Below are 21423 nucleotides of genomic sequence, written 5' to 3'. Positions count from 1 at the left end.
GGCCGTTCTCCTTGCCTCGGTGCCCGGTCAGCTTGCCGCGGAGCCGTTGTCGTCGAGCAACTTCTGGTACCAGGCGCGGAGTTGGTCGCCGCCCTTGCTCTTCCAGTCGGAGACGGCCTGCTGCATGTCGCTGATCTTCTTGCGGCCGCGGGTGATGTCGTCCTCCAACTGCTCGAAGTCGTTCGAGAGGTTGGTGTAGCGGCTCGGCTCGGTGATCTGCTGGCCGTAGAACGTCGACTTCTTCGTGAAGGCGCCCATCCGCTGCTGCCACTCGACCTGTGCCTTCGCGACCTCGGGGAAGTCGGGGTGGGCGATGGTCGCGGCGGGGCTGGCGACCATGACGTAGGCGTTGATGACCTCGTTGTTGCCCTGGTCGGTCTTGGTGGGCACACCGTCCTTGACGGTGTAATGGGTGCCCTCCACGCCGTAGTTGGTGAGCATGTACTCCTTGGTGCCGTACGGCGCGGCGGTGACGTTGGCGACGGCCAGCGCGTCGCGGACGACCGACTCGGACGCCTTCTTGCTGATGAAGGCGAAGATGCCCGCCGGTTCACCGGCCCAGAGCGTCGGGGCGCCGCCCGCGTGGCCGAAGATGTCCATGCCCCAGATCTTGTAGTCCGGGTTCTGCGTGGCCTGTTCGGCGGTGCGGCTCCACCACTGCGAGATGTCCTGGTTGTAGATGAGGAACTCGCCCGCGGCGAACTTGGGGCCCGGGTCGGTGGCCGCGCTCTTGCCCAACTTGGCGTCGGGGTGCACGTATCCGGCGGCGAACAGCTTGCGGGTCCACTCCAGCGCCTCCAGGTACTCGGGGGTCTCGATGCGGTTGATCAGCTTGCCGTCGACGAGGTTCCAGCCGAGCGCCTTCTCGCTGCCGGAGAGGACACCCCAGGCGTTGAACGCGGTCCACTTCATGTCCAGGCAGGCCCAGCGCTTGGCCCTGGCATTGGTGATCTCCTTGGCCAGGGCCATGAACTCGTCGGCGGAGGTGGGGACTTCGTACCCCTCCTTGTCGAAGATGTCCTTGCGGTAGAGCGGCACGATGTTGGCGACGTACGAGGACGGCATCGGCAGTCCGCGCAGCTTGCCGCCGAAGACGCAGCGCTGCCAGGCGTCGGACGGGATCGCCGCGAGGTTCGGGTAGTCCTTGGCCTTGTCGCCGGAGAGGTAGGGGCCGAGGTCGGCGAACTTGCCGATGATGGCGCTGGGTATCTTGCCGCCCATGTTCCAGCTGGGGACGACCACGACGTCCGGGATGTCGCTGGAGGCGAGCACCGCGCCGAGCTTCTGGTCGTAGGTGTTGCCGTCCTGGTTCTGCCATGCGACGTCGACGCCGATCAGGGCGTTCATCGCCTTGTAGTAGGCGTTGTCGTTCTTCGGCGGGGAGCCCCAGAACGGCGACATGATGCTGACCTTGCCGCCCTTGCCGAGCTTCTCGGGCACCGACGTCTTCAGCGTGCCGAGGTCGAGCTTGCTGGTGAAGCCGACCGCCGAGCCGTTCTTGGAGGCGATGTCCGGGGTCACCACGTTGCCGGCGACGAACGCCGGCAGCAGCTTCTTGACGCCCTTGCCCTCCGAACTGCCCCCGCCCGACCCGCTGTCCGAGGCGCCGCAGGCGGAGAGCAGCGGCACCCCTCCCGCCACCGCTGCGGCGACGACCGCCGTGGAGGCGAGGAAGCTTCTCCGGCTCGGAGCGGAGGCGGCGGAGGCGTTCGGCGTCATTGCGTCAACCCTTCATGGCGCACCAGGAGACCCGGCGGTGGAGCCGTCGGCTGCGGTGTCGTGAATGGAACAGAGCACTTAGTCGAAGCGCTTCGATGTTGCTGCGAGGTTAAGTGAACACCCAGGGGTGCACAAGGGTCGCTCCCAAGATTCCTCGGCATGGCCTGAGGTGACCTGTTCGCATGCGCTGCTTGAAATATCAGTGAAGGTCCCTTGACACCCGGCGTCCGTCGAATCAGCATCGAAGCGCTTCGAAAGCGCCTCTCCGCTCCATCGCAAGGGGAACCCCACGTGACCGCACAAACGCCGCCTACGCCGCCTTTCCGCGATCCGCGACTGCCGTTCGCGAAGCGCATCGACGACCTGCTGGCGCGGCTCACCCCCGACGAGAAGGTCGGCTTCCTGCACCAGTACGCGCCCGCCGTGGAGCGCCTCGGCGTCGCCGCGTTCCGCACCGGCCAGGAGGCCCTGCACGGCGTCGCATGGATGGGCCCGGCGACGGTCTTCCCGCAGGCGGTGGGCCTGGGCGCGACCTGGAACGAGGATCTCGTGCGGCGGGTCGGCGACGCGGTGTCCCGGGAGGTCCGGGCGATGCGGGCCCGCGACGACCGCGTCGGCCTGAACGTGTGGTCCCCGACGGTGAACCTGCTGCGCCACCCGCTGTGGGGCCGTAACGAGGAGGGCTACTCGGAGGACCCGGGGCTGACCTCGGCGATCGCCACCGCGTACACGCGCGGCCTGCGCGGCGACCATCCGGCGTACTGGCGCACGGCGCCCGTCCTCAAGCACTGGCTCGCCCACAACAACGAGACGGGGCGCGCCGTCTCGTCGTCCTCGGTGCGCCCTCGCGTCCTGCACGAGTACGACCTGCGCGCCTTCCGCGGGACCGTCGAGGCCGGTGCGGTGGCGGGCGTGATGCCCGCGTACAACCTGGTCAACGGCCGTCCCAACCACGTGTCGCCCTACCTGCGCGAGCAGTTGCGCACCTGGACCGACGAGGACCTGCTGGTCTGCTCGGACGCGGGCGCGCCCACGAACCTCGTCGACTCGGAGCACTACTTCGACACCCACGAGGAGGCGACGGCGGCCTCGCTGCTGTCCGGTGTGGACAGCTTCACCGATCACGGCACGGACGGTTCGACGATCGTGGCGCGGGTCCAAGGGGCTCTGGACCAGGGCCTGTTGACCGAGGCGGACGTCGACACGGCGGTCCGCCGTCAGCTCTCGGTGCGGTTCCGGCTCGGCGAGTTCGACCCGGAGCACGACCCGCACACCGGCACCGAGGACTTCGACACCCCGGCGCACCGGGCGCTCGCCCAGGAGGCCGCCGAACAGGCGGTGGTGCTCCTCAAGAACGACGGCCTGCTGCCCCTCGCCCACGACACCCGCCTGGCCGTGGTCGGACTGCTCGCGGACGAGTGCAAACTCGACTGGTACAGCGGCACGTTGATCCACCGGTCCACACCGCTGGAGGGGCTGTACGAGCGGTTCGGCGCCGAGCGCGTCGAGTTCGCGGAGGGCGTGGACCGGGTCCTCCTGCGGACCCTCCGGGGCACCTTCCTGCACGTCCCGCCCGCCGACGTGGCCGACGAAGTGCGCGGCGCCGAGGGCGCGTTGGACCCGGCCCTGCTCGCCGGCCGCACCGACCTGCCGCCGCTCACCACCGACCCGGACGGCACCGAACTCGCCCTCGTCGACTGGGGCGAGGGCGTCCTCACCCTCCGCGCGCCCGACGGGCGCTACCTCTCGGTCGCCGACGACGGCTACGTCCGCGCCTCCGCCGACCAGCCCGGCGGCTGGGTCGTCCAGGAGACGTTCCGCCTGGAACCCCACGAGAACGGTCACCTCCTGCTGCACATCGGCACGGGTCGCCACGTCTCTGTCGCCGCCGACGGAGTGAAGGTTGCCGAGGAGGGCGCGGACGTCTTCGAGGTGGTGGTCGCCGAGCGCGGCGAGGACGCGGTGGCCCGGGTCGCGGCGGCCGCCGACGTGGTGCTCGTGGTCGCGGGCAACGACCCGCACATCAACGGCCGCGAGACCGAGGACCGTACGACCATCCGCCTCCCCGCCCACCAGGAACGCCTGCTGCGCGCGGCCCGCGCCGCGAACCCGGGCACGGTCCTGGCCCTGGTCTCCGCGTACCCGTACGCGGTCGACCCGGCCGGCCTCCCGGCGATCCTGTGGACCGCCCACGGCGGGCAGGCGGCGGGCACCGCGCTGGCCCGTGTCCTCGCCGGCGACGTCTCCCCCGCCGGCCGCCTTCCCCAGACCTGGTACGCGGCCGACGCGGACCTGCCCGGCCTCCTCGACTACGACGTGATCGGCGGCCGGCAGACGTACCTCTACTTCGAGGGCACCCCGCTCTTCCCTTTCGGCCACGGCCTGTCCTACGCGTCCTTCGCGTACGGCGACCCGACGGCACGGGTCGAACCGGGCGCGCTGCACGTGGAGTTCACGGTCACCAACACGGGCGACACGACGGCGGACGAGGTCGCGCAGCTGTACACGCGTGCCGTCGACCCCTCGGTGCCGCGTCCGCGCCGCGAACGCGTGGCGCACCGGCGGGTGAGCCTCGCGCCGGGCGAGCGGGCCGAGCTGGACTTCGAAGTCCCGCTGTCCGCCTTCGAGTTCTGGGATGTGGCACGGGGGTCGTGGCGCCTGGAGCCGGGCTCGTACGAGCTGCTGATCGGCGCCTCCAGCGAGGACGTCCGGCTGCGGACGACGGTGTCGCTCGACGGCGAGCCCGCCGCGCCCCGCGCCCTCCTCCGGCAGGGCCTGTCCGCGGCCGACTTCGACGAGCAGTCGGGCGGCGAGATCGTCGACCGGACGAGGGCGGCGGGCGATGCGGTGACCCCGGTGCGCGGTGGTACGGCCGAACTGACCTACCGGCACTGCGACTTCGGCACGGGCGTCACCGAGGTGAGGGTGGAGGTGGCGGGCGAGGGCGTGGTGGAACTGTCGCTGGACGGTGGCCCGGTGCTCGCCGAACTCGCCCTGCCCGCACCGGCGTCGGGCCCGTACGACTACACGACGCTCGGTGCCGGGATCGTCGTGGAGGGCGTGCACGACGTGCATCTGAGGCTGCGCGGGCCGTTGCGGCTCGCGCGGGTCGGCTTCTCCGGCTGAGGGTCCGGAGGGGTCGGCACGGAGAAGGGGCCCGGCTCCGGAAGGCATCGGTGCCGGGCCCCTTCAGGGAGGCTATATGAAAATGGATACCATTAGCTAGAGCCGCCGGGTGAGAGAACGGTCGACGGGACCGCTCTCGCCCCGGGACGGTCAGAGCGCGAGGCCCGTGAGGACCAGCACGCGCTCGTAGGTGTAGTCGTCCATCGCGAACTTCACGCCCTCGCGGCCGACGCCGGACTGCTTGGCACCGCCGTAGGGCATCTGGTCGGCGCGGTAGGACGGGACGTCGCCGATCACGACACCGCCGACCTCAAGGGCGCGGTGGGCGCGGAAGGCGACCTGCACGTCGTGGGTGAACACCCCTGCCTGGAGACCGTACTTGGAGTCGTTGGCGGCGGCGAAGGCGGCGGCCTCGCCGTCCACCTTCGTGACGGTCAGCACCGGTCCGAAGACCTCCTCGCAGGAGATCGTCGTGTCGGCCGGCACGTCGGTGAGCACGGTCGGGGCGTACGAGGCGCCGTCGCGCTCGCCGCCCGTGAGGAGCGTGGCGCCCGCCGCGACGGCCTCCTGGACCCACGCCTCGACGCGCTGCGCGGCGGCCTCGCTGACCAGCGGGCCGACGTCGGTCTTGTCGTCGCCCGGGTCACCGGTGACCTGGGCTTCGACGGCGGCGACGATGCGCGGGAGCAGCCGGTCGTAGACGGCGGCGTCGGCGATGACCCGCTGCACGGAGATGCAGGACTGGCCGCCCTGGTAGTTCGAGAAGGTGGCGATGCGGGTCGCGGCCCAGTCGAGGTCGGCGTCGGAGGAGTAGTCCCCGAGGACCACGGCCGCGCCGTTGCCGCCCAGCTCCAGGGTGCAGTGCTTGCGCGGCACCGAGTCCATGATCGCGTAGCCGACCTTCTCCGAACCGGTGAAGGAGATCACCGGCAGCCGCTCGTCCTGGACGAGGGCGGGCATGTGGTCGTTGGCGACCGGGAGGATGCTCCACGACCCGGCGGGCAGCTCGGTCTCGGCGAGCAGGTCGCCGATGATCAGGCCCGAGAGCGGGGTGGCCGGGGCCGGCTTGAGGATGATCGGGGCGCCGGCCGCTATCGCGGGGGCGATCTTGTGGGCGCAGAGGTTCAGCGGGAAGTTGAAGGGGGCGATGCCGAGCACGACACCCTTCGGGAAGCGCCGGGTGAGGGCGAGCCGGCCCTGGCCGCCGGCGTCGGTGTCGAGGCGCTGGGCCTCGCCGCCGTTGAACCGCCGGGCCTCCTCCGCCGCGAACCGGAACACGGACACGGCACGGCCGACCTCACCGCGGGCCCACTTGATCGGCTTGCCGTTCTCGGCGGAGATGAGCTGCGCGATCTCCTCGGTGCGCTCGACGAGACGCCGGCTGACGTGGTCGAGGGCGGCGGCGCGGACATGGGCGGGGGTGGCGGCGAACTCGTCCCGTACGGCGTACGCGGCGGCCACCGCCTCCTCGACCTGGGCGTCGGTCGGCAGGCTGACCTTGCCGACGAGGCGTCCGTCCCAGGGGGAGGTGACGTCGAAGGTGTCGTCGCCGGTGGCCTGGCGGCCGGCGAGCCAGAAGGCGTGGGTGACTGCCACAGTTTCGTTGGGCATTGCGTGGGCCGGCCCTTCCGCGTTGGGGGTGCGTGTACTCGGTGCTTCTCGGTCCACCGTAGGGGCGGGAAAGCGCGGGTGCGTTTGTCCGGGCCGTAGCAGTGCCGGGCGGGGACACTCCAGTTCGGCAGATGCCGTCACTCGGCGGCGGCGGTCGCCTTCAGCGCGAGCCACAGCTCCATCCGTACGTCCGGGTCGTCCAGGGACCGCCCGAGGATCTCCTCGACGCGCCGCATCCGGTAGCGCAGCGTGTGCCGGTGCACCCCGAGATCGGCTGCCGCCGCGTCCCACTGCCCGTGCCGGGACAGCCACGCCCGCAGCGAGGCCACGAGATCCCCGCGCCCGGTGGCGTCGTGCTCGGAGAGCGGCCGCAGCAGCCCGTCGGCGAACGCCCGCACCGCGTCGTCCGCCAGCAGCGGCAGCACGGACCCGGCGGCCAGCTGCTCGTGCTCGACCAGCACCCGCCCCCGCCGCCGGGCCACGGACAGCGCCTGCTCGGCCTGCTTGTACGCGGCCGCCGCGGCGATGGGTCCCGCGGGCGCCGACAGCCCGACGACCAGGTCGTCCTCGTCGCCGGCGCGCTCCCCGGTGGCCGAGGAGGCCCGCTCGGCCTCCAGGGTCGCCGCGTGCTCCCCGCACGCCTCGACCGCGGCGCCCTCGTCGACGGCCAGCACCACCAGCCGTTCCGGCCCTTCCGGTACGACGAGCACGGCCTCGCCGGAACGGGCCGCCGCCGACTCGACGGCCTCGGCGAGCGCGTCCAGGGCGGCGCCGTCGGCCGACTCGCCCACGACGATCCGGAACGGCGCGTCCAGCAGCCCGCCGAACAGATCACCGGCGACCGCGCGCGCGTGGTCCGGCTGCCCGGCCAGCAGCATCCGCAGCACGGCCGCGCCGATCCGCTCCTGGGCGGCCTGGAGGGAGCGGGAACGCTCGGTGGTGAGGGTCAGCAGCGCGATCGCGGAGTGCACCGCGTACCGCTCCGCCGTACCGAGCGCCGCCGCCGTCCCCACCGCGAGTGCAGCGCGGGGGCGGCGGCCGGTGCCCAGGGTGTGGAGTTCGACGCGGTCCTCGTTGTCCGGTCCGCCCACCACCGACGAGGCCGGGGCGGGCCGGTCCCTGAGCCGCTCCACGTCCGCCGTGAGCCGGGCGGCGCGGCGGCCCGCCCACTCCGGTGCGGTGGCCACAACGGCGCCCGACGCGTCGTAGAGCGCGGCCCAGCCGTCCACCTGTGCGGCGAGTGCGGTGAGGAGACCCTCGGGGCCGTCGGTGAGGGCCTGCCTGGTCAGTTCGCGCTGGGCGGCGAAGCCGGCGGTGACGGAGCGGTACTGGTCGGCGGCGATCGCCGCGGAGACGGCCTTGCTGATCGCGATGAAGGGGGTGCGGCGGGGGACCTCCAGGAGCGGCAGCCCCTCCTCCTGCGCGGTGGCGACGAGCGCCTCGGGGATCTCGTCGTAGTTGACCCCGACGGCGAACCCGAGCCCTACGACCCCCGCGCCCACCAGCCGCCTCACATACCGCCGCATGGCCTTCGGATCCTCGGCGTCCAGCTTCAGCGCGGTGATCAGCAGCAGCTCGCCGCCCTCCATGTACGGCACCGGATCCGCCAGCTCACTGGCATGCACCCACCGCACGGGCACGTCCAGGTGGTCCTCACCAGCGCGCACGGTGAGCTTGAGCGCGGAGTGGTGGACGAGGGAGGCGAGGGTGGGGGGCATGGTGCCTTCAGATGGAGGAAGAACCGGCGAGCGTGCGGGGCTTTTGGCCGTGGCGTATGAAGCGCCTTAAGGAATTCTGCCTCACTGTATGGGCGGGGCTTACCGGTATGTCCAAGTGTGCTGGTCAGGCGGTGGGGGTGCGGAGGTCCACCAGGGACGGCGGAGTGTGCTTCCCCTCGACCGTCGTGAGCGACAGCACCGCGTGCCCCGGCGGCACCTCGTGGGCGAGCTGGGACGCGGACCACCGCTCCCGCTCGACCTGCCGGACGGTCACGGCCTCCGTGGTCACCGCCCGGCCCGTCACCAGCTTCCGCAGGGCGTGGATGGCCCGGGTCATCGGCTGGTCCGCGAAGACGGTGTGCTGAGCCACGTCCCGGGTCTCCACCCACTCCGTGCCCCAGGCGTGCGCGAAGCGGCTGCCGTCCCAGGTCGTGACGCCCGAGAAGGCCATCCGGCAGCCGACCGCCCCGTGCAGCGGTCCGTGCAGTGCCTCGGGCACGTCGCCGAGCGTGCGCAGGGCGAGAAGCACACCCGCGTTCTGGGAGCGCAGACGCTGCATGCGCCGTACCGAGTCGGTGGTCACCGAACCGGTGGCGTCGTCGAGGACGAGGCAGGCGAAGTGACGGCGGGCGGGGTCGTGCACGACATGGTCGAACTGGGCCAGGAGCAGCCGGGTGATCAGCCGGGACGCTTCCTCATGCCCGTGGGCGGGTACGTCGATGCGGACCCGCAGCGGGTGGTGGGCGACGGCGCGCAGCGAGAACGGCCGGACGGCCGTGTCCCCGGTGCCGAAGAAGTCGGCGAACACGGGCCTGTCCAGCAGCGCGAGCCGGTCGGCGAGGACCGTGCCAGGATCGGCCGCACTGCCGCTCTGCCGGGCCCGGGCGTCGAGATCGCGGCGCAGACCGGCGTGCTCCGGCGCCGCCAGTGCCTGGCGCAGGGCGTCGAGCACCGGGGGTTCACCTTCCAGGAGTTCCCGCAGCACGGGCAGGGCCGGGAAGGCGCCGTGCACCGCCCGGTAGGGCCCGAGCACCTGGGCGAGCGCGGTGGTGGCCCGCTGGGCGCCGACGGTGTCGAGGTCCCCGACCAGCCCCTCGGCGAGAAACGCGGCGGCCGCGTCGGGGTCGGTGGTGTCCGCGTAGGGATCGAGGTCGTAGACGGAGGCCGGGTCCCCGATCCGCACCACGACGTCGTACGCCGAGTCCGGGCCGAGCGGGGTGCCCGCCGCGCAGACCGCCACGACGGCGCACTGTCCGGTCAGCGCCCGCAGGGCGAGGGACTCGACGACCGGGGCGACCACGTGCCTGGTCTTGCCGGAGCCGGACGGCCCCACGACGAGGAGCGAGGTGCCGAGCGCCTCGGGGCCGAGGGCCGCGCCCGCACCGCGGTAGGCCGACGGCGTGCGGTCCCCGGCCGCCCACTGTCCGATGCGCACCTGCCCGTCCAGCAGGTCGTGCCGCGCGGCACGGCCGGGCAGGTCCCGGGCCCCGGACGGGTGGACCCAGGCCGCGGCCCCCTTGCGCAGCACGGTGTCGCTGAAGGCGGCCACCTGCGCTTCCCTGCGGGCGGTCTCCCACGCGTGTCCGACCCGGGCGCAGTCCACGTCGTTCATCCGGCCCGTGAGCACTTCGGCGGTGAGCAGTTCCGCCGCCTCGTACTGACCGGCCTCGCGCAGCTGGGGCCACTGGGCGGGCAGCACGGCGGCGGGCGCCGGCCGGACCTCGCCCTCGCCGGTGCGGCCGCGCGCGGCGAGCCGTTCCTTCGCCAGCCCCCACCAGCCGCCGAGCCGGGCGAAGGGCCACAGGACCAGTGCGGTGATGAGCGCGTACAGCGTGTCGGTGAAGAGCACCGATTTGAAGATGTCGGGTCCCGCGGTCAGGAAGACGAGGGAGAACACCGGGTCCTGGACCGGCAGGGGCCTCCAGCCGATACCGGGGAACGCGGAGGGAAAGACGAAGCTGAGTGCGATGAGACCGCCGACGAGCGCCAGCAGGGCACGTGCGGGCTGGGGTCGACCGCCGACGAGATGGCGGGCCGCCTCCAGCCAGCCGCCCAGCCTGACGACGGCGTAGACGAGCAGGGCGAAGAAGACACCGTCGTAGACGTTGATGGCGTCCCCGCCCTCGCTCCCCTTGGGGGACACGGTTCCCGCCCACCACCAGTCGCTCGGGGTGAACAGCTTGAGCAGGGCCCACTGGTACGGGACGGCACCGTGGCGCCAGAACGACCACACGATCAGCGCCACGACCAGGGGGACCAGCATCCCGAGGATCGCGACCGGGGAGAGCCGCGTCGACGCGCGGTCGGGCTTGGGCGGGCGGTATCCGTAGCGCCAGATGCCGGGCGCGGTGGACGGCCGGGGTTCGTTCAGCCACTCGGCGACGGCCGGGGCGAACCCTGGCGCCTGTTCGGGCGCATGCACCGGCCGAGGCGGCACCCCCCGCTGGCCGGGCATGTCCGCCGGTCCCGCCGGACGCGGCACAGGGTTGGCCTGTGTGTGGTGCGCGTCCCGCGTTCCGTCGCTGTCCATCGTCCTCGTCCTCGCCCCTTGACCAGCCGTTCCGTGCACCGTCAGCGAGTCAATCTAACGCGCCAGGAAGGGGAGTTCACCGTTTACGTGGCCGGGCGCGCACCGAACCCCGGGATCCCGGCACTGTCCATGGCGGACAACCGGCGGCGCCGACACCGCCCACATGGAGCATGCCCACCCCCGGTCACCCGTCCTAGCCTGCGAGAAGAGAAGAAAAGCGTCCGCACCACCCCAGGAGCCCCTCATGACCGCACTTCCGCAGGAGCGCCGCGTCGTCACCGCCATCCCCGGCCCGAAGTCGCAGGAGCTGCAGGCCCGCCGTACCGCCGCGGTCGCGGCCGGTGTGGGCTCCGTGCTGCCCGTGTTCACCGCCCGCGCGGGCGGCGGGATCATCGAGGACGTCGACGGGAACCGGCTGATCGACTTCGGTTCCGGTATCGCCGTGACCAGCGTCGGCGCGTCCGCCGAGGCCGTCGTCCGGCGTGCGTCCGCGCAGCTCGCCGACTTCACCCACACCTGTTTCATGGTCACGCCCTACGAGGGGTACGTCGAGGTCGCGGAGGCGCTCGCCGAGCTGACCCCGGGCGACCACGCCAAGAAGTCCGCGCTGTTCAACTCGGGCGCCGAGGCCGTAGAGAACGCCGTGAAGATCGCCCGGGCGTACACCAAGCGGCAGGCCGTCGTGGTGTTCGACCACGGCTACCACGGCCGGACCAACCTGACGATGGCGCTGACCGCGAAGAACATGCCGTACAAGAACGGCTTCGGGCCGTTCGCGCCCGAGGTGTACCGCGTGCCGGTGGCCTACGGCTACCGCTGGCCGACCGGTCCCGACAACGCCGGTGCCGAGGCCTCCGCGCAGGCCATCGACATGATCACCAAGCAGATCGGCGCGGACAACGTCGCCGCGATCATCATCGAGCCGGTCCTCGGCGAGGGCGGCTTCATCGAGCCGGCGAAGGGCTTCCTGCCGGCGCTGAGCAAGTTCGCCGCCGACAACGGGATCGTCTTCGTCGCGGACGAGATCCAGTCCGGGTTCTGCCGTACGGGCCAGTGGTTCGCGTGCGAGGACGAGGGTGTCGTCCCGGACCTGATCACCACCGCGAAGGGCATCGCGGGCGGCCTGCCGCTCGCCGCCGTCACCGGTCGCGCCGAGATCATGGACGCCGCGCACTCCGGTGGCCTGGGCGGTACGTACGGCGGCAACCCGGTCGCCTGCGCCGGTGCGCTCGGCGCCATCGAGACGATGAAGGAGCTGGACCTCAACGCCAGGGCGAAGACCATCGAGTCGGTGATGAAGAGCCGGCTCGGGGCCATGGCGGAGAAGTTCGACATCATCGGCCAGGTCCGCGGGCGCGGCGCGATGATCGCGATCGAGCTGGTCAAGGACCGTACGACCAAGGAGCCGAACCCGGAGGCGACCGCCGCGCTCGCCAAGGCCTGCCACCAGGAAGGGCTGCTGGTCCTGACCTGTGGCACCTACGGCAACGTGCTGCGCTTCCTGCCCCCGCTGGTCATCGGCGAGGACCTGCTGAGCGAGGGACTCGACATCATCGAGCAGGCGTTCGCACGCATCTGAGCCACTCCCCACGGCTCCCGCGACGGACGTGACTCTCGCACAGGAGTCACGTCCCTCGCGTCCTGGCCGACAGGGCCGCACCGGCGCTGTCGTCCGCGGTGATTCCGGGGCCGGGGAGGCGGGCGTCGGGCCGTGTGAAGAAGGTGTGCGGGGTGCATGACGGGACGCGATTCCGCCTGTCGTACCCGCCGCCCCTGCCGTAGGTTCTACCCAGATGAGAGATACACCCCGCCCACAGGGGACTGTGGGCGACTTCAGGCCGGGGCCTCCCCAGCTTCGACCTGGTCGTGCCCTCGCGCACACAACCGGGGCCTCCGGCTCCGAATCTCCTCACCGATCGGACAGTCGCCCGCCCCAAACCCCCCGGGGCGGCCGGCCAACCGATCCGGACGGCCACCCCGGAACCACCCCCCCTGTTCCGGGGTGGCCGACCTCCTTCTTCTGGCTGCTTCTCGCCCTTCCCGCGCTGCTGTTCGCGGTGATCACCTGGCAGGTCGCGGCCGACGGCCCCCTTCTGGACCTGGACGCCCGCCTCAGCCGTGCCCTCGTCCACCCGGACCGCGTCTCCGAACTCCTCGCCGACCTCGGCAACATCCAGGTCGCGGTCCCGGTCCTCGTCGTGGTTCTGGCCTACATCGGCCTGCGCGGCCGTGCCAGTGGTATGGACCGGTGGTGGCGGCCACCGCTCGCCGCGGCCGTACTGATGGCCCTGGTCCCGGCGATCGTCGTCCCCCTCAAGGAACTGATCGCCCGCGGCGGCACCCCGGCGGTCCCGCCCGGCACCGGCTACTACCCCTCGGGCCACACGGCCACCGCGATGATCGCGTACGGCTCCGCGACGCTGCTCCTCCTGCCCTGGCTGCGGACGGTGGCCGCCCGCCGTGGACTGGTCGTCGCCTGCGCCCTGTCGGTCGCCTGCGTCAGCTTCGGCCTGGTCCGCCGGGGCTACCACTGGCCACTGGACGTCGTGGCCAGCTGGTGCCTCGGTACGGTGCTGCTCGCGTCGCTGCGGCTCCTCCTCGGCCGCTTCCGTGCCGGCCCTCAGCCGAAGTAGCCGTCGAAGGTCTTCTGGAACTCCCAGTTCGAGTACCGGTCCCAGTTGACCGACCAGGTCATCAGGCCGCGCAGGGCGGGCCAGGTGCCATGAGTCGCGTACGAGCCGCAACTCACCTTCCTGGTCAGGCAGTCCAGGGTCTTGGTGACCTCGGCCGGGGCGACGTAACCGTTGCCCGCGTTGACGGACGCCGGCATGCCGATGGCGATCTGGTCGGGGCGCAGCGCCGGGAACACGTTGTTCGTGTCGCCCGCCACCGGGAAGCCCGTGAGCAGCATGTCCGTCATCGCGATGTGGAAGTCGGCGCCGCCCATGGTGTGGTACTGGTTGTCGAGCCCCATGATCGGCCCCGAGTTGTAGTCCTGGACGTGCAGCAGCGTGAGGTCGTCGCGCAGGGCGTAGATGACGGGCAGGTACGCACCGCACCTCGGGTCCTGGCCGCCGAACTTGCCGGTGCCGTAGAACTGGTAGCCCATCTGCACGAAGAACGTCTCCGGTGCCATGCTCAGCACGAACTTCGCGCCGTACTTGGCCTTCAGGGTCTTCAGGGCCGAGATCAGGTTGACCACCACGGGGGTCGTGGGGCTCTTGAAGTTGGTGTCGTTCGTGTCCAGGGAGAGCGAGTGGCCCTCGAAGTCGATGTCGAGGCCGTCGAGGCCGTAGGTGTCGATGATGTTCGAGACCGAGGAGACGAAGGTGTCGCGGGCGGCCGTGGTGGTCAGCTGGACCTGGCCGTTGGCGCCGCCGATCGAGATCAGCACCTTCTTTCCCGCCGCCTGTTTGGCCTTGACGGCCGCCTTGAAGTCGGCGTCGCTCTCGACGTTCGGGCATTCGCTGACCGGGCAGCGGTTGAAGCGGATGTCGCCCGAGGTGGCGGAGGTGGGTTCGCCGAAGGCCAGGTCGATGACGTCCCAGCTGTCGGGTACGTCGGCGAGGCGCGTGTAGCCGGAGCCGTTGGCGAAACTCGCGTGCAGGTAGCCGACCAAGGCGTGGGTGGGCAGGCCGGTGCCGGGGCCCGAGCCGGTGGACGTCTTGGCGGTGACCGCCGTCGACTTCGCGGACTCGCCCGCGTCGTTCACCGCGCTGACCTGGAAGCTGTACGACGTCGCGGCCGACAGACCGCTCACGGTGGCCGACGTGCCGCTCGCCGTCTGGACCTTGGCCCCGTCGCGGTAGATCGCGTAGCCGGTCGCGCCGGTGACGGCGGACCAGGACAGGGCGACGGAGGAGGACGTGACGGTGCCCGCGGCCAGACCGGTCGGGGTGGCGGGCGGCTGGCCCACGGTGCCTGCCGGGCCGGTGAGGGAGATGTCGTCGGCGTTGTAGGCGCCGGTGCCGTACCAGCCGTGGGTGTAGATGGTGACCTTGGTGGTGGACGGGCCGGTGCGGAAGCCGGTCGTCAGCTGCTGCCAGTCGGGGGCCGACTGGGTCCAGGTGGAGACGTCGGTGGTGCCGGTGCCGCTCGCGCCGAGGTAGACGTAGCTGCCGCGCACGTAACCGGCGAGCGAGTACTGGGAGTTGGGCTGTACGGTCACCGTCTGCGCGCACTGGGCGTAGTCGTTGCCGGCCGGGGTGGCCTGCAATGCCGAACTGCCGCCGTGCACGGGCGACTTGACCGCCGTACCGCTGTTCGCGGAACAGGTCCAACTGTCGAGGCCCGCTTCGAAGCCTCCGTTCTTCGCCAGGTCCGCGTCGGCCGCACGGGCGGCCGACGAGAGCGCGGTGATGCCGGACACGGCCAGGGCCGCGGCCGCGAACACGGCGAGGACAGGTCTGGTGCGATCCACAAGTGCCTCCGGGCATGGGGGAGATGGAGGGGTGGAGCGCGCCCAATTTGGTCCAGACCAATTGCCGTTGTCAAGATGTCCGGTGTCCGGACCTCTGTCGTCGGGTCAGCTGTCGGCTATCCGTCCTCCCCTTCCGTGGCCAGTCCCGCCGCCGCCTCGTGCATGGCGAGTTCGAGGAGTGCGGGGTCGGTGAGGGTGCCGGAGCCGTCCGGCGGGACCAGCCAGCGGACTCCCCCGGTCGACCGGCCGGGGTAGGGCACGACGATCCAGGTGCCGAGCCCCGCCGTACGGATACCGGTGCCGAGCCAGCGGGCCGCGGTGCCCGGCGGCACCAGGAAACCCATCCGCGCGTCGCCGAAGTCGACGAGTACCGGGCCCGGTTGATCGATGACCCGGGTGAGCACATCGAGCGTGGGATAGCCGAGCTCACCCGGCAGGATGAGGACGTCCCAGGCCTTGCCGGCGGGCAGCAGCGCGACCCCGAGGGGATTGCGCTCCCATTCCCAGCGGCAGGCCTCCGGATCCGGAGCCACCGCTGCCAGCCACTCGACGGCCGTCTTCGCGCCAGTCATGAGGAGACCTCCCTTTCTCATGTCGACGCTGGTCGCGTCACAGGAGAGAGGGAGGCCGGCGGCGGGCATTACGCGAGTCCGGGCACCCCGAAGGAGTGAACCCGATCACACCCGCCGATCAAGGACGGGTCAGCTGTCGAAGCCGAGCCCGAGCCGGTCCATCGCCTTCAGCCAGAGGTTGCGCCGCCCGCCGTGCGCATCGGCGTGCGCCAGCGACCACTTGGTGAGGGCGATGCCGGTCCACGCGAAGGGCTCGGGCGGGAAGGGCAGCGGCTTCTTGCGAACCATCTCCAGTTCCGTGCGCTCGGTCCGCTCCCCCGCGAGCAGGTCCAGCATCACGTCCGCGCCGAAGCGGGTCGCGCCGACGCCGAGGCCGGTGAAGCCCGCCGCGTAGGCGACCCTGCCCCGGTGGGCGGTGCCGAAGAACGCCGAGAAGCGCGAGCAGGTGTCGATCGCGCCGCCCCACGCGTGGCTGAAGCCCAGCCCCTCCAGCTGCGGGAAGCAGGTGAAGAAGTGCTCCGCGAGCTTGGCGTACGTCTCCGGCCGGTCGTCGTACTCGGCGCGGACCCGGCCGCCGTAGGGGTAGATGGCGTCGTACCCGCCCCACAGAACGCGGTTGTCGGCGGAGAGCCGGAAGTAGTGGAACTGGTTCGCCGAATCGCCCAGGCCCTGGCGGTTCTTCCAGCCGATCGACGCCAGCTGGTCGGCGGAGAGCGGCTCGGTCATCAGGGCGTAGTCGTAGACCGGGACGGTGTACGGGCGGACGCGCTTGACCAGGTTCGGGAAGACGTTGGTGCCGAGCGCGACCCGGCGGGCGCGGACCGAGCCGTACGGAGTGCGTACGGCCATGCCGGCGCCGTGCGGCCTCAGTTCGAGGGCGGGGGTGTGTTCGTAGACGCGGACGCCGAGTTGGCGGCAGGCGCGCTTCAACCCCCAGGCCAGTTTGGCCGGGTTGAGCATCGCGACGCCCCGGCTGTCGTACAGGCCGGCCAGGAAGGTCGGGGAGGCGACCTGTTCGCGGACCGCGTCGGCGTCCAGGAACTCGGTGCCCTCGGCGAGGCCCTGGCTCTCCAACTCGCCGTACCAGTCGTGGAGTTCCTCGGCCTGGTGCGGTTCGGTGGCGACGTCGATCTCGCCGGTGCGCTCGAACTCGCAGTCCAGGGAGTAGCGGGCGACCGCGCTCTCGATCGCGTCGAGGTTGCGGGCGCCCAGCTCCTCCAGCCGGTGGATCTCGTCGGGCCAGCGGGTCAGGCCGTTGGAGAGTCCGTGGGTGAGCGAGGCGGCGCAGAAGCCGCCGTTGCGGCCCGAGGCGGCCCAGCCCACCTCGCGGCCCTCCACCAGCACCACGTCCCGCTGCGGGTCGCGCTCCTTCGCGATGAGCGCGGTCCACAGTCCGCTGTAACCGCCGCCGACGACCAGCAGATCGCAGGTCTCGCCGCCGGTGAGCGCGGGTTCGGGGTGGGGCCTGCCGGGGTCGTCCAGCCAGAACGGCACCGGCCGTGCTTCGGAAAGAGACTTTGTCCAACGTGTCATGGCGCTAGGGGCCATGATTTCAACTCCCTACAGGGTGCACAGGGTTGCTGCGAATTACGCGGTCACGCCTTCACCTTGTTGCGGCGGTTGGTGATCGCCATGGAAACGAGCACCAACAATACGGCGATGAGGAACATGGTCGTACCGATGACATTGATCTGAACGGGTGTGCCGCGCTGTGCCGAACCCCAGACGAACATGGGGAAGGTGACGGTCGAGCCCGCGTTGAAATTGGTGATGATGAAGTCGTCGAAGGACAGCGCGAAGGAGAGCAGCGCGCCCGCCGCGATTCCGGGGGCCGCGATGGGCAGGGTGACGCGCAGGAACGTCTGCACCGGGCCGGCGTAGAGGTCCTGGGCGGCCTGTTCCAGGCGCGGGTCCATCGACATCACACGGGCCTTGACGGCGGTGACGACGAAGCTCAGGCAGAACATGATGTGGGCGATCAGGATGGTGTAGAAGCCCAGTTGGGCGCCCATGTTGAGGAACAGGGTGAGCAGCGAGGCGGCCATGACGACCTCGGGCATCGCCATCGGCAGGAAGATCAGCGAGTTGATCGCGCCGCGCGCCCGGAATCGGTAGCGGACCAGCGCGAAGGCGATCATCGTGCCGAGCAGGGTGGCGCCGATGGTCGCCCAGACGGCGATCTGGAGGCTGATGGAGAGCGAGCCGCACATGTCGGCGACCCCGCAGGGCTTCTTCCAGGCGTCCAGCGAGAACTGCTGCCACTCGTAATTGAAGCGGCCCTTCGGTTTGTTGAAGGAGAACACCGTGACGATGACGTTCGGAAGGAGGAGATATCCGAGGGTCAACAGGCCCGCGATGACGACGAGATTGCGCTTGAACCAGCGTACGACGGCCATTTAAACCAGATCCTCCGTCCCGGACTTGCGAATGTAGATGGTCACCATGGCGAGAATGGCGGCCATGAGGATGAAGGAGAGTGCCGCCGCCGTCGGGTAGTCCAGAATGCGCAGGAACTGCGTCTGGATGACGTTTCCGATCATGCGGGTGTCGGTGGAGCCGAGGAGTTCGGCGTTGACGTAGTCACCGGCCGCCGGGATGAAGGTCAGCAGGGTGCCGGAGACGACGCCGGGCATCGACAGCGGGAAGGTGACCTTGCGGAAGGTGACGAACGGCTTGGCGTACAGGTCGCCGGCCGCCTCGTGCAGCCGTCCGTCGATGCGCTCCAGCGAGGTGTAGAGCGGAAGCACCATGAACGGCAGGAAGTTGTACGTCAGCCCGCACACCACCGCGAGCGGGGTGGCCAGCACACGGTCGCCCGAGGTCCAGCCGAGCCAGTTGGTGACGTCCAGGACGTGCAGCGTGTTGAGGACGCTGACGACCGGCCCGCTGTCCGCGAGGATCGTCTTCCAGGCGAGCGTGCGGATCAGGAAGCTGGTGAAGAACGGCGCGATCACCAGGATCATGATCAGGTTCCGCCAGCGTCCCGCGCGGAACGCGATGAGGTACGCCAGCGGATAGCCCAGCAGCAGACAGAGGACGGTCGCGGCGGCGGCGTAGCAGACCGAGCGCAGGAACTGCGGCCAGTACTCGGACAGCGCGTCCCAGTAGGTGGCGAAGTGCCAGGTGACCTTGTAGCCGTCCTCCAGAGAACCCGTCTGGATCGACGTGGAGCCCTGGTAGATCATCGGCAGCGCGAAGAAGACGATCAGCCAGAGGATGCCGGGCAGCAGCAGCCAGTACGGCGTGAAGCGGCCCCTCCTCTTGCGCGGCGGCTTCTCCTCCGGCGCGGGCGCCAGCGGCGGCGCCTCGGTGACAGCGGCCATCAGGCGGCCTCCTCCTCGACGTCGACACCGGCGTCGATGTCCTGGGCCGCGTCCAGACCGAAGGTGTGGGCCGGGTTCCAGTGCAGGACGACCTCGGCGCCGGGCCGCAGCCGGGCGTCACGGTCGACGTTCTGGGCGTAGACCTCGAACTCGGGGCAGACCGGGCTGTCGATGACGTACTGGGTGGAGACGCCGATGAAGCTGGAGTCGGCGATCGTGCCGGTGATGCGGTTGCGGCCGGCCGGGATCTCGCCGGCGTCGTCGGCGTGCGTGAGGGTGATCTTCTCGGGGCGTACGCCGACCAGGACCTTGCCGCCGGTCGCGGTGGGGGCGGAACATCGCGACTCGGGCAGGACGAGCTTGCCGCCGCCCGCCCTGAGGATGATGTCCTCGCCGCTCTTGGAGTCGACCTCGGCCTCGATGAGGTTGGAGGTGCCGAGGAAGTTGGCGACGAACGTGGTCTGCGGGTTCTCGTACAGGTCGGCGGGCGAGCCGAGCTGCTCGACGCGGCCCGCGTTCATCACGGCGACCGTGTCGGCCATCGTCATGGCCTCCTCCTGGTCGTGCGTGACGTGCACGAAGGTGATGCCGACCTCGGTCTGGATGCGCTTGAGCTCCAGCTGCATCTGGCGGCGCAGCTTGAGGTCGAGGGCGCCGAGGGGCTCGTCGAGGAGGAGCACCTTGGGGTGGTTGATCAGGGCGCGGGCGACGGCGACGCGCTGCTGCTGGCCGCCGGAGAGCTGGTGCGGCTTCTTCCGTGCCTGCTCGCCGAGCTGGACCAGTTCGAGCATGTCCTCGACCTGCTTCTTCACCGACTTGATGCCGCGCCGGCGCAGACCGAAGGCGACGTTCTCGAAGATGTCGAGGTGCGGGAAGAGGGCGTACGACTGGAAGACGGTGTTCACCGGCCGCTTGTACGGCGGGAGGTGGCCGACCTCCTGGTCGCCGAGGAACACGGTGCCGGAGGAAGGTTCCTCCAGGCCCGCGATCATGCGCAGGGTGGTGGTCTTGCCGCAGCCGGAGGCGCCGAGCAGGGCGAAGAAGGAGCCCTGGGGCACGGTCAGGTCGAGCGGGTGCACGGCGGTGAAGGAGCCGTAGGTCTTGCTGATACCGGAGAGGCGGACATCGCCGCTGGTGTCGGTGGTGTTCATCGTCGTCACGCCCCTGTGAGCTTTGCGAACTTCTGCTGGTATGCCGTCTCTTCCTTCGAGCTCAGTGAGCGGAAGGCGTGGGACTTCGCCGCCATGGCCTTGTCGGGAAGGATCAGCGGGTTGCTCGCCGCCGACTTGTCGATCTTGGCGAGGTAGGGCTTCACGTCCGCGACCGGGCTGACGTAGTTCACGTAGGCGGCGAGTTCGGCGGCCGGCTCGGGCTCGTAGTAGTAGTCGATGAGCCGCTCGGCGTTCGTCTTGTGGCGCGCCTTGTTGGGGATCAGCATGTTGTCGGTCGACGTCATGTAGCCGGCGTCGGGGATGACGTAGCCGACGTCGGGGTTGTCCGCCTGGAGCTGGACGATGTCGCCGCCCCAGGCGACGCACGCGGCGAAGTCGCCCTTGGTGAGGTCGGACGTGTAGTCGTTGCCGGTGAAGCGGCGGATCTGGCCCTGGTCGACGGCCTTCTGGAGGCGGGCGATGACCGCGTCGTAGTCGTCGGTGGTGAACTTCGCCGGGTCCTTGCCCATGTCGAGCATGGTCATGCCGACGCTGTCACGCATCTCGGTGAGGAAGCCGACGCGGCCCTTGAGCTTCGGGTTGTCGAGGAGGTCGGAGATCGACTTCACCTCGATGCCGTCGAGCGCCTTCTTGTTGTATGCGATGACCGTGGAGATGCCCTGCCACACGTACGAGTACGCCCGGCCCGGATCCCAGTCGGGGCTGCGGAACTGGTCCGACAGGTTGGCGTAGGCGTGCGGGAGGTTCGACGCGTCCAGCTTCTGGACGTAGCCGAGGCGGATCATCCGGGCGGCCAGCCAGTCGGTGAGGACGATCAGGTCACGGCCGGTGGACTGGCCGGCGGCGAGCTGCGGCTGGATCTTGCCGAAGAACTCGTCGTTGTCGTTGATGTCCTCGGTGTACTTGACCTTGATGCCGGTCCGCTTGGTGAACGCCTCCAGCGTCGGACGGTGGTTGCCGCTCTCGTCCGTGTCGATGTACTCGGGCCAGTTGGAGAAGTCGATCTCCTGCTCCGTGGCCGAGTGGTCGTCGGCGGACACGCCGCCCTGCGTCTTGCCTGCCGCGGGAATCCCGCAGCCGCTCAGGGCGCCGAGTCCGCCGACCGCGAGCGCGCCGCCCGCGGAGGCGCGCAGCACCGAACGGCGGGTCATCGCGGACCGGCTCTTGCGGAAACTGCGCCGCACGGCGGCCATTTCGGCCGGGGTCAGGCGGTCGGGCTCGTACTGCTTCAT

General features: G+C 70.6%; 14 protein-coding genes. 3 read left to right on the top strand and 11 right to left on the bottom strand.

Annotation, left to right across the window (positions count from 1 at the left end; all coding sequences use genetic code 11):
* Positions 1 to 27: 27 nt before the first annotated feature.
* Positions 28 to 1719 (bottom strand): extracellular solute-binding protein, encoded by a 1692-nt coding sequence (locus tag ACIPTO_RS31750; protein WP_401197836.1) that lies wholly within the window; start codon positions 1717 to 1719, stop codon positions 28 to 30.
* 291 nt (positions 1720 to 2010) lie between these two features.
* On the opposite strand from ACIPTO_RS31750, the gene ACIPTO_RS31745 reads away from it, so the two are divergent.
* Positions 2011 to 4845 (top strand): glycoside hydrolase family 3 C-terminal domain-containing protein, encoded by a 2835-nt coding sequence (locus tag ACIPTO_RS31745; protein WP_401197834.1) that lies wholly within the window; start codon positions 2011 to 2013, stop codon positions 4843 to 4845.
* Between the two features lie 150 nt (positions 4846 to 4995).
* Here the strand turns inward: ACIPTO_RS31745 and ACIPTO_RS31740 are convergent, their stop codons facing one another.
* From ACIPTO_RS31740 to ACIPTO_RS31730, 3 genes are all read right to left on the bottom strand, one after another.
* Positions 4996 to 6441 (bottom strand): aldehyde dehydrogenase family protein, encoded by a 1446-nt coding sequence (locus ACIPTO_RS31740; protein WP_366321170.1) that lies wholly within the window; start codon positions 6439 to 6441, stop codon positions 4996 to 4998.
* A 152-nt stretch (positions 6442 to 6593) separates the two neighbouring features.
* Positions 6594 to 8174 carry a PucR family transcriptional regulator gene (locus tag ACIPTO_RS31735; protein WP_401197831.1) on the bottom strand — a complete coding sequence of 527 codons (1581 nt, stop codon included), beginning with the start codon at positions 8172 to 8174 and terminating at the stop codon, positions 6594 to 6596.
* A gap of 124 nt (positions 8175 to 8298) precedes the next feature.
* Positions 8299 to 10704, bottom strand: a complete 2406-nt coding sequence (locus tag ACIPTO_RS31730; RefSeq protein WP_401197829.1) for an ATP/GTP-binding protein — start codon at positions 10702 to 10704, stop codon at positions 8299 to 8301.
* A gap of 244 nt (positions 10705 to 10948) precedes the next feature.
* On the opposite strand from ACIPTO_RS31730, the gene gabT reads away from it, so the two are divergent.
* A complete protein-coding gene (gene gabT, locus ACIPTO_RS31725; protein ID WP_401197827.1) occupies positions 10949 to 12283 on the top strand; it encodes a 4-aminobutyrate--2-oxoglutarate transaminase in 1335 nt (444 codons plus the stop codon).
* Positions 12284 to 12497: 214 nt separating this feature from the next.
* Positions 12498 to 13337, top strand: coding sequence for a phosphatase PAP2 family protein (locus tag ACIPTO_RS31720; protein ID WP_401197825.1), 840 nt, complete (start codon positions 12498 to 12500; stop codon positions 13335 to 13337).
* Here ACIPTO_RS31720 and ACIPTO_RS31715 read toward each other — a convergent pair.
* From ACIPTO_RS31715 to ACIPTO_RS31685, 7 genes are all read right to left on the bottom strand, one after another.
* Positions 13325 to 15124 carry a chitinase gene (locus ACIPTO_RS31715; RefSeq protein WP_401197823.1) on the bottom strand — a complete coding sequence of 600 codons (1800 nt, stop codon included), beginning with the start codon at positions 15122 to 15124 and terminating at the stop codon, positions 13325 to 13327. The genes ACIPTO_RS31720 and ACIPTO_RS31715 overlap by 13 nt on opposite strands.
* Positions 15125 to 15240: 116 nt before the next feature.
* On the bottom strand, positions 15241 to 15696 hold the full coding sequence (locus ACIPTO_RS31710; RefSeq protein ID WP_401197820.1) for a hypothetical protein: 456 nt from the start codon (positions 15694 to 15696) through the stop codon (positions 15241 to 15243).
* A 129-nt stretch (positions 15697 to 15825) separates the two neighbouring features.
* Positions 15826 to 17244, bottom strand: a complete 1419-nt coding sequence (locus tag ACIPTO_RS31705) for an NAD(P)/FAD-dependent oxidoreductase (protein WP_401197818.1) — start codon at positions 17242 to 17244, stop codon at positions 15826 to 15828.
* A gap of 47 nt (positions 17245 to 17291) precedes the next feature.
* Positions 17292 to 18092: an ABC transporter permease gene (locus ACIPTO_RS31700; RefSeq protein ID WP_401197816.1), complete on the bottom strand. Its 801-nt coding sequence runs from the start codon at positions 18090 to 18092 to the stop codon at positions 17292 to 17294.
* Positions 18093 to 19019 carry an ABC transporter permease gene (locus ACIPTO_RS31695; RefSeq protein WP_366321028.1) on the bottom strand — a complete coding sequence of 309 codons (927 nt, stop codon included), beginning with the start codon at positions 19017 to 19019 and terminating at the stop codon, positions 18093 to 18095.
* Positions 19019 to 20179 carry an ABC transporter ATP-binding protein gene (locus ACIPTO_RS31690; RefSeq protein ID WP_366321026.1) on the bottom strand — a complete coding sequence of 387 codons (1161 nt, stop codon included), beginning with the start codon at positions 20177 to 20179 and terminating at the stop codon, positions 19019 to 19021. The genes ACIPTO_RS31695 and ACIPTO_RS31690 overlap by 1 nt, the downstream gene beginning before the upstream one ends.
* Complete coding sequence (locus ACIPTO_RS31685) at positions 20176 to 21423, bottom strand: PotD/PotF family extracellular solute-binding protein (protein WP_401197813.1); 1248 nt, start codon at positions 21421 to 21423, stop codon at positions 20176 to 20178. The genes ACIPTO_RS31690 and ACIPTO_RS31685 overlap by 4 nt, the downstream gene beginning before the upstream one ends.

This window comes from Streptomyces sp. NPDC090083, from assembly GCF_044747445.1.
GTDB lineage: Bacteria > Actinomycetota > Actinomycetes > Streptomycetales > Streptomycetaceae > Streptomyces.
This window is presented reverse-complemented; position numbering and strand designations above follow the sequence as displayed.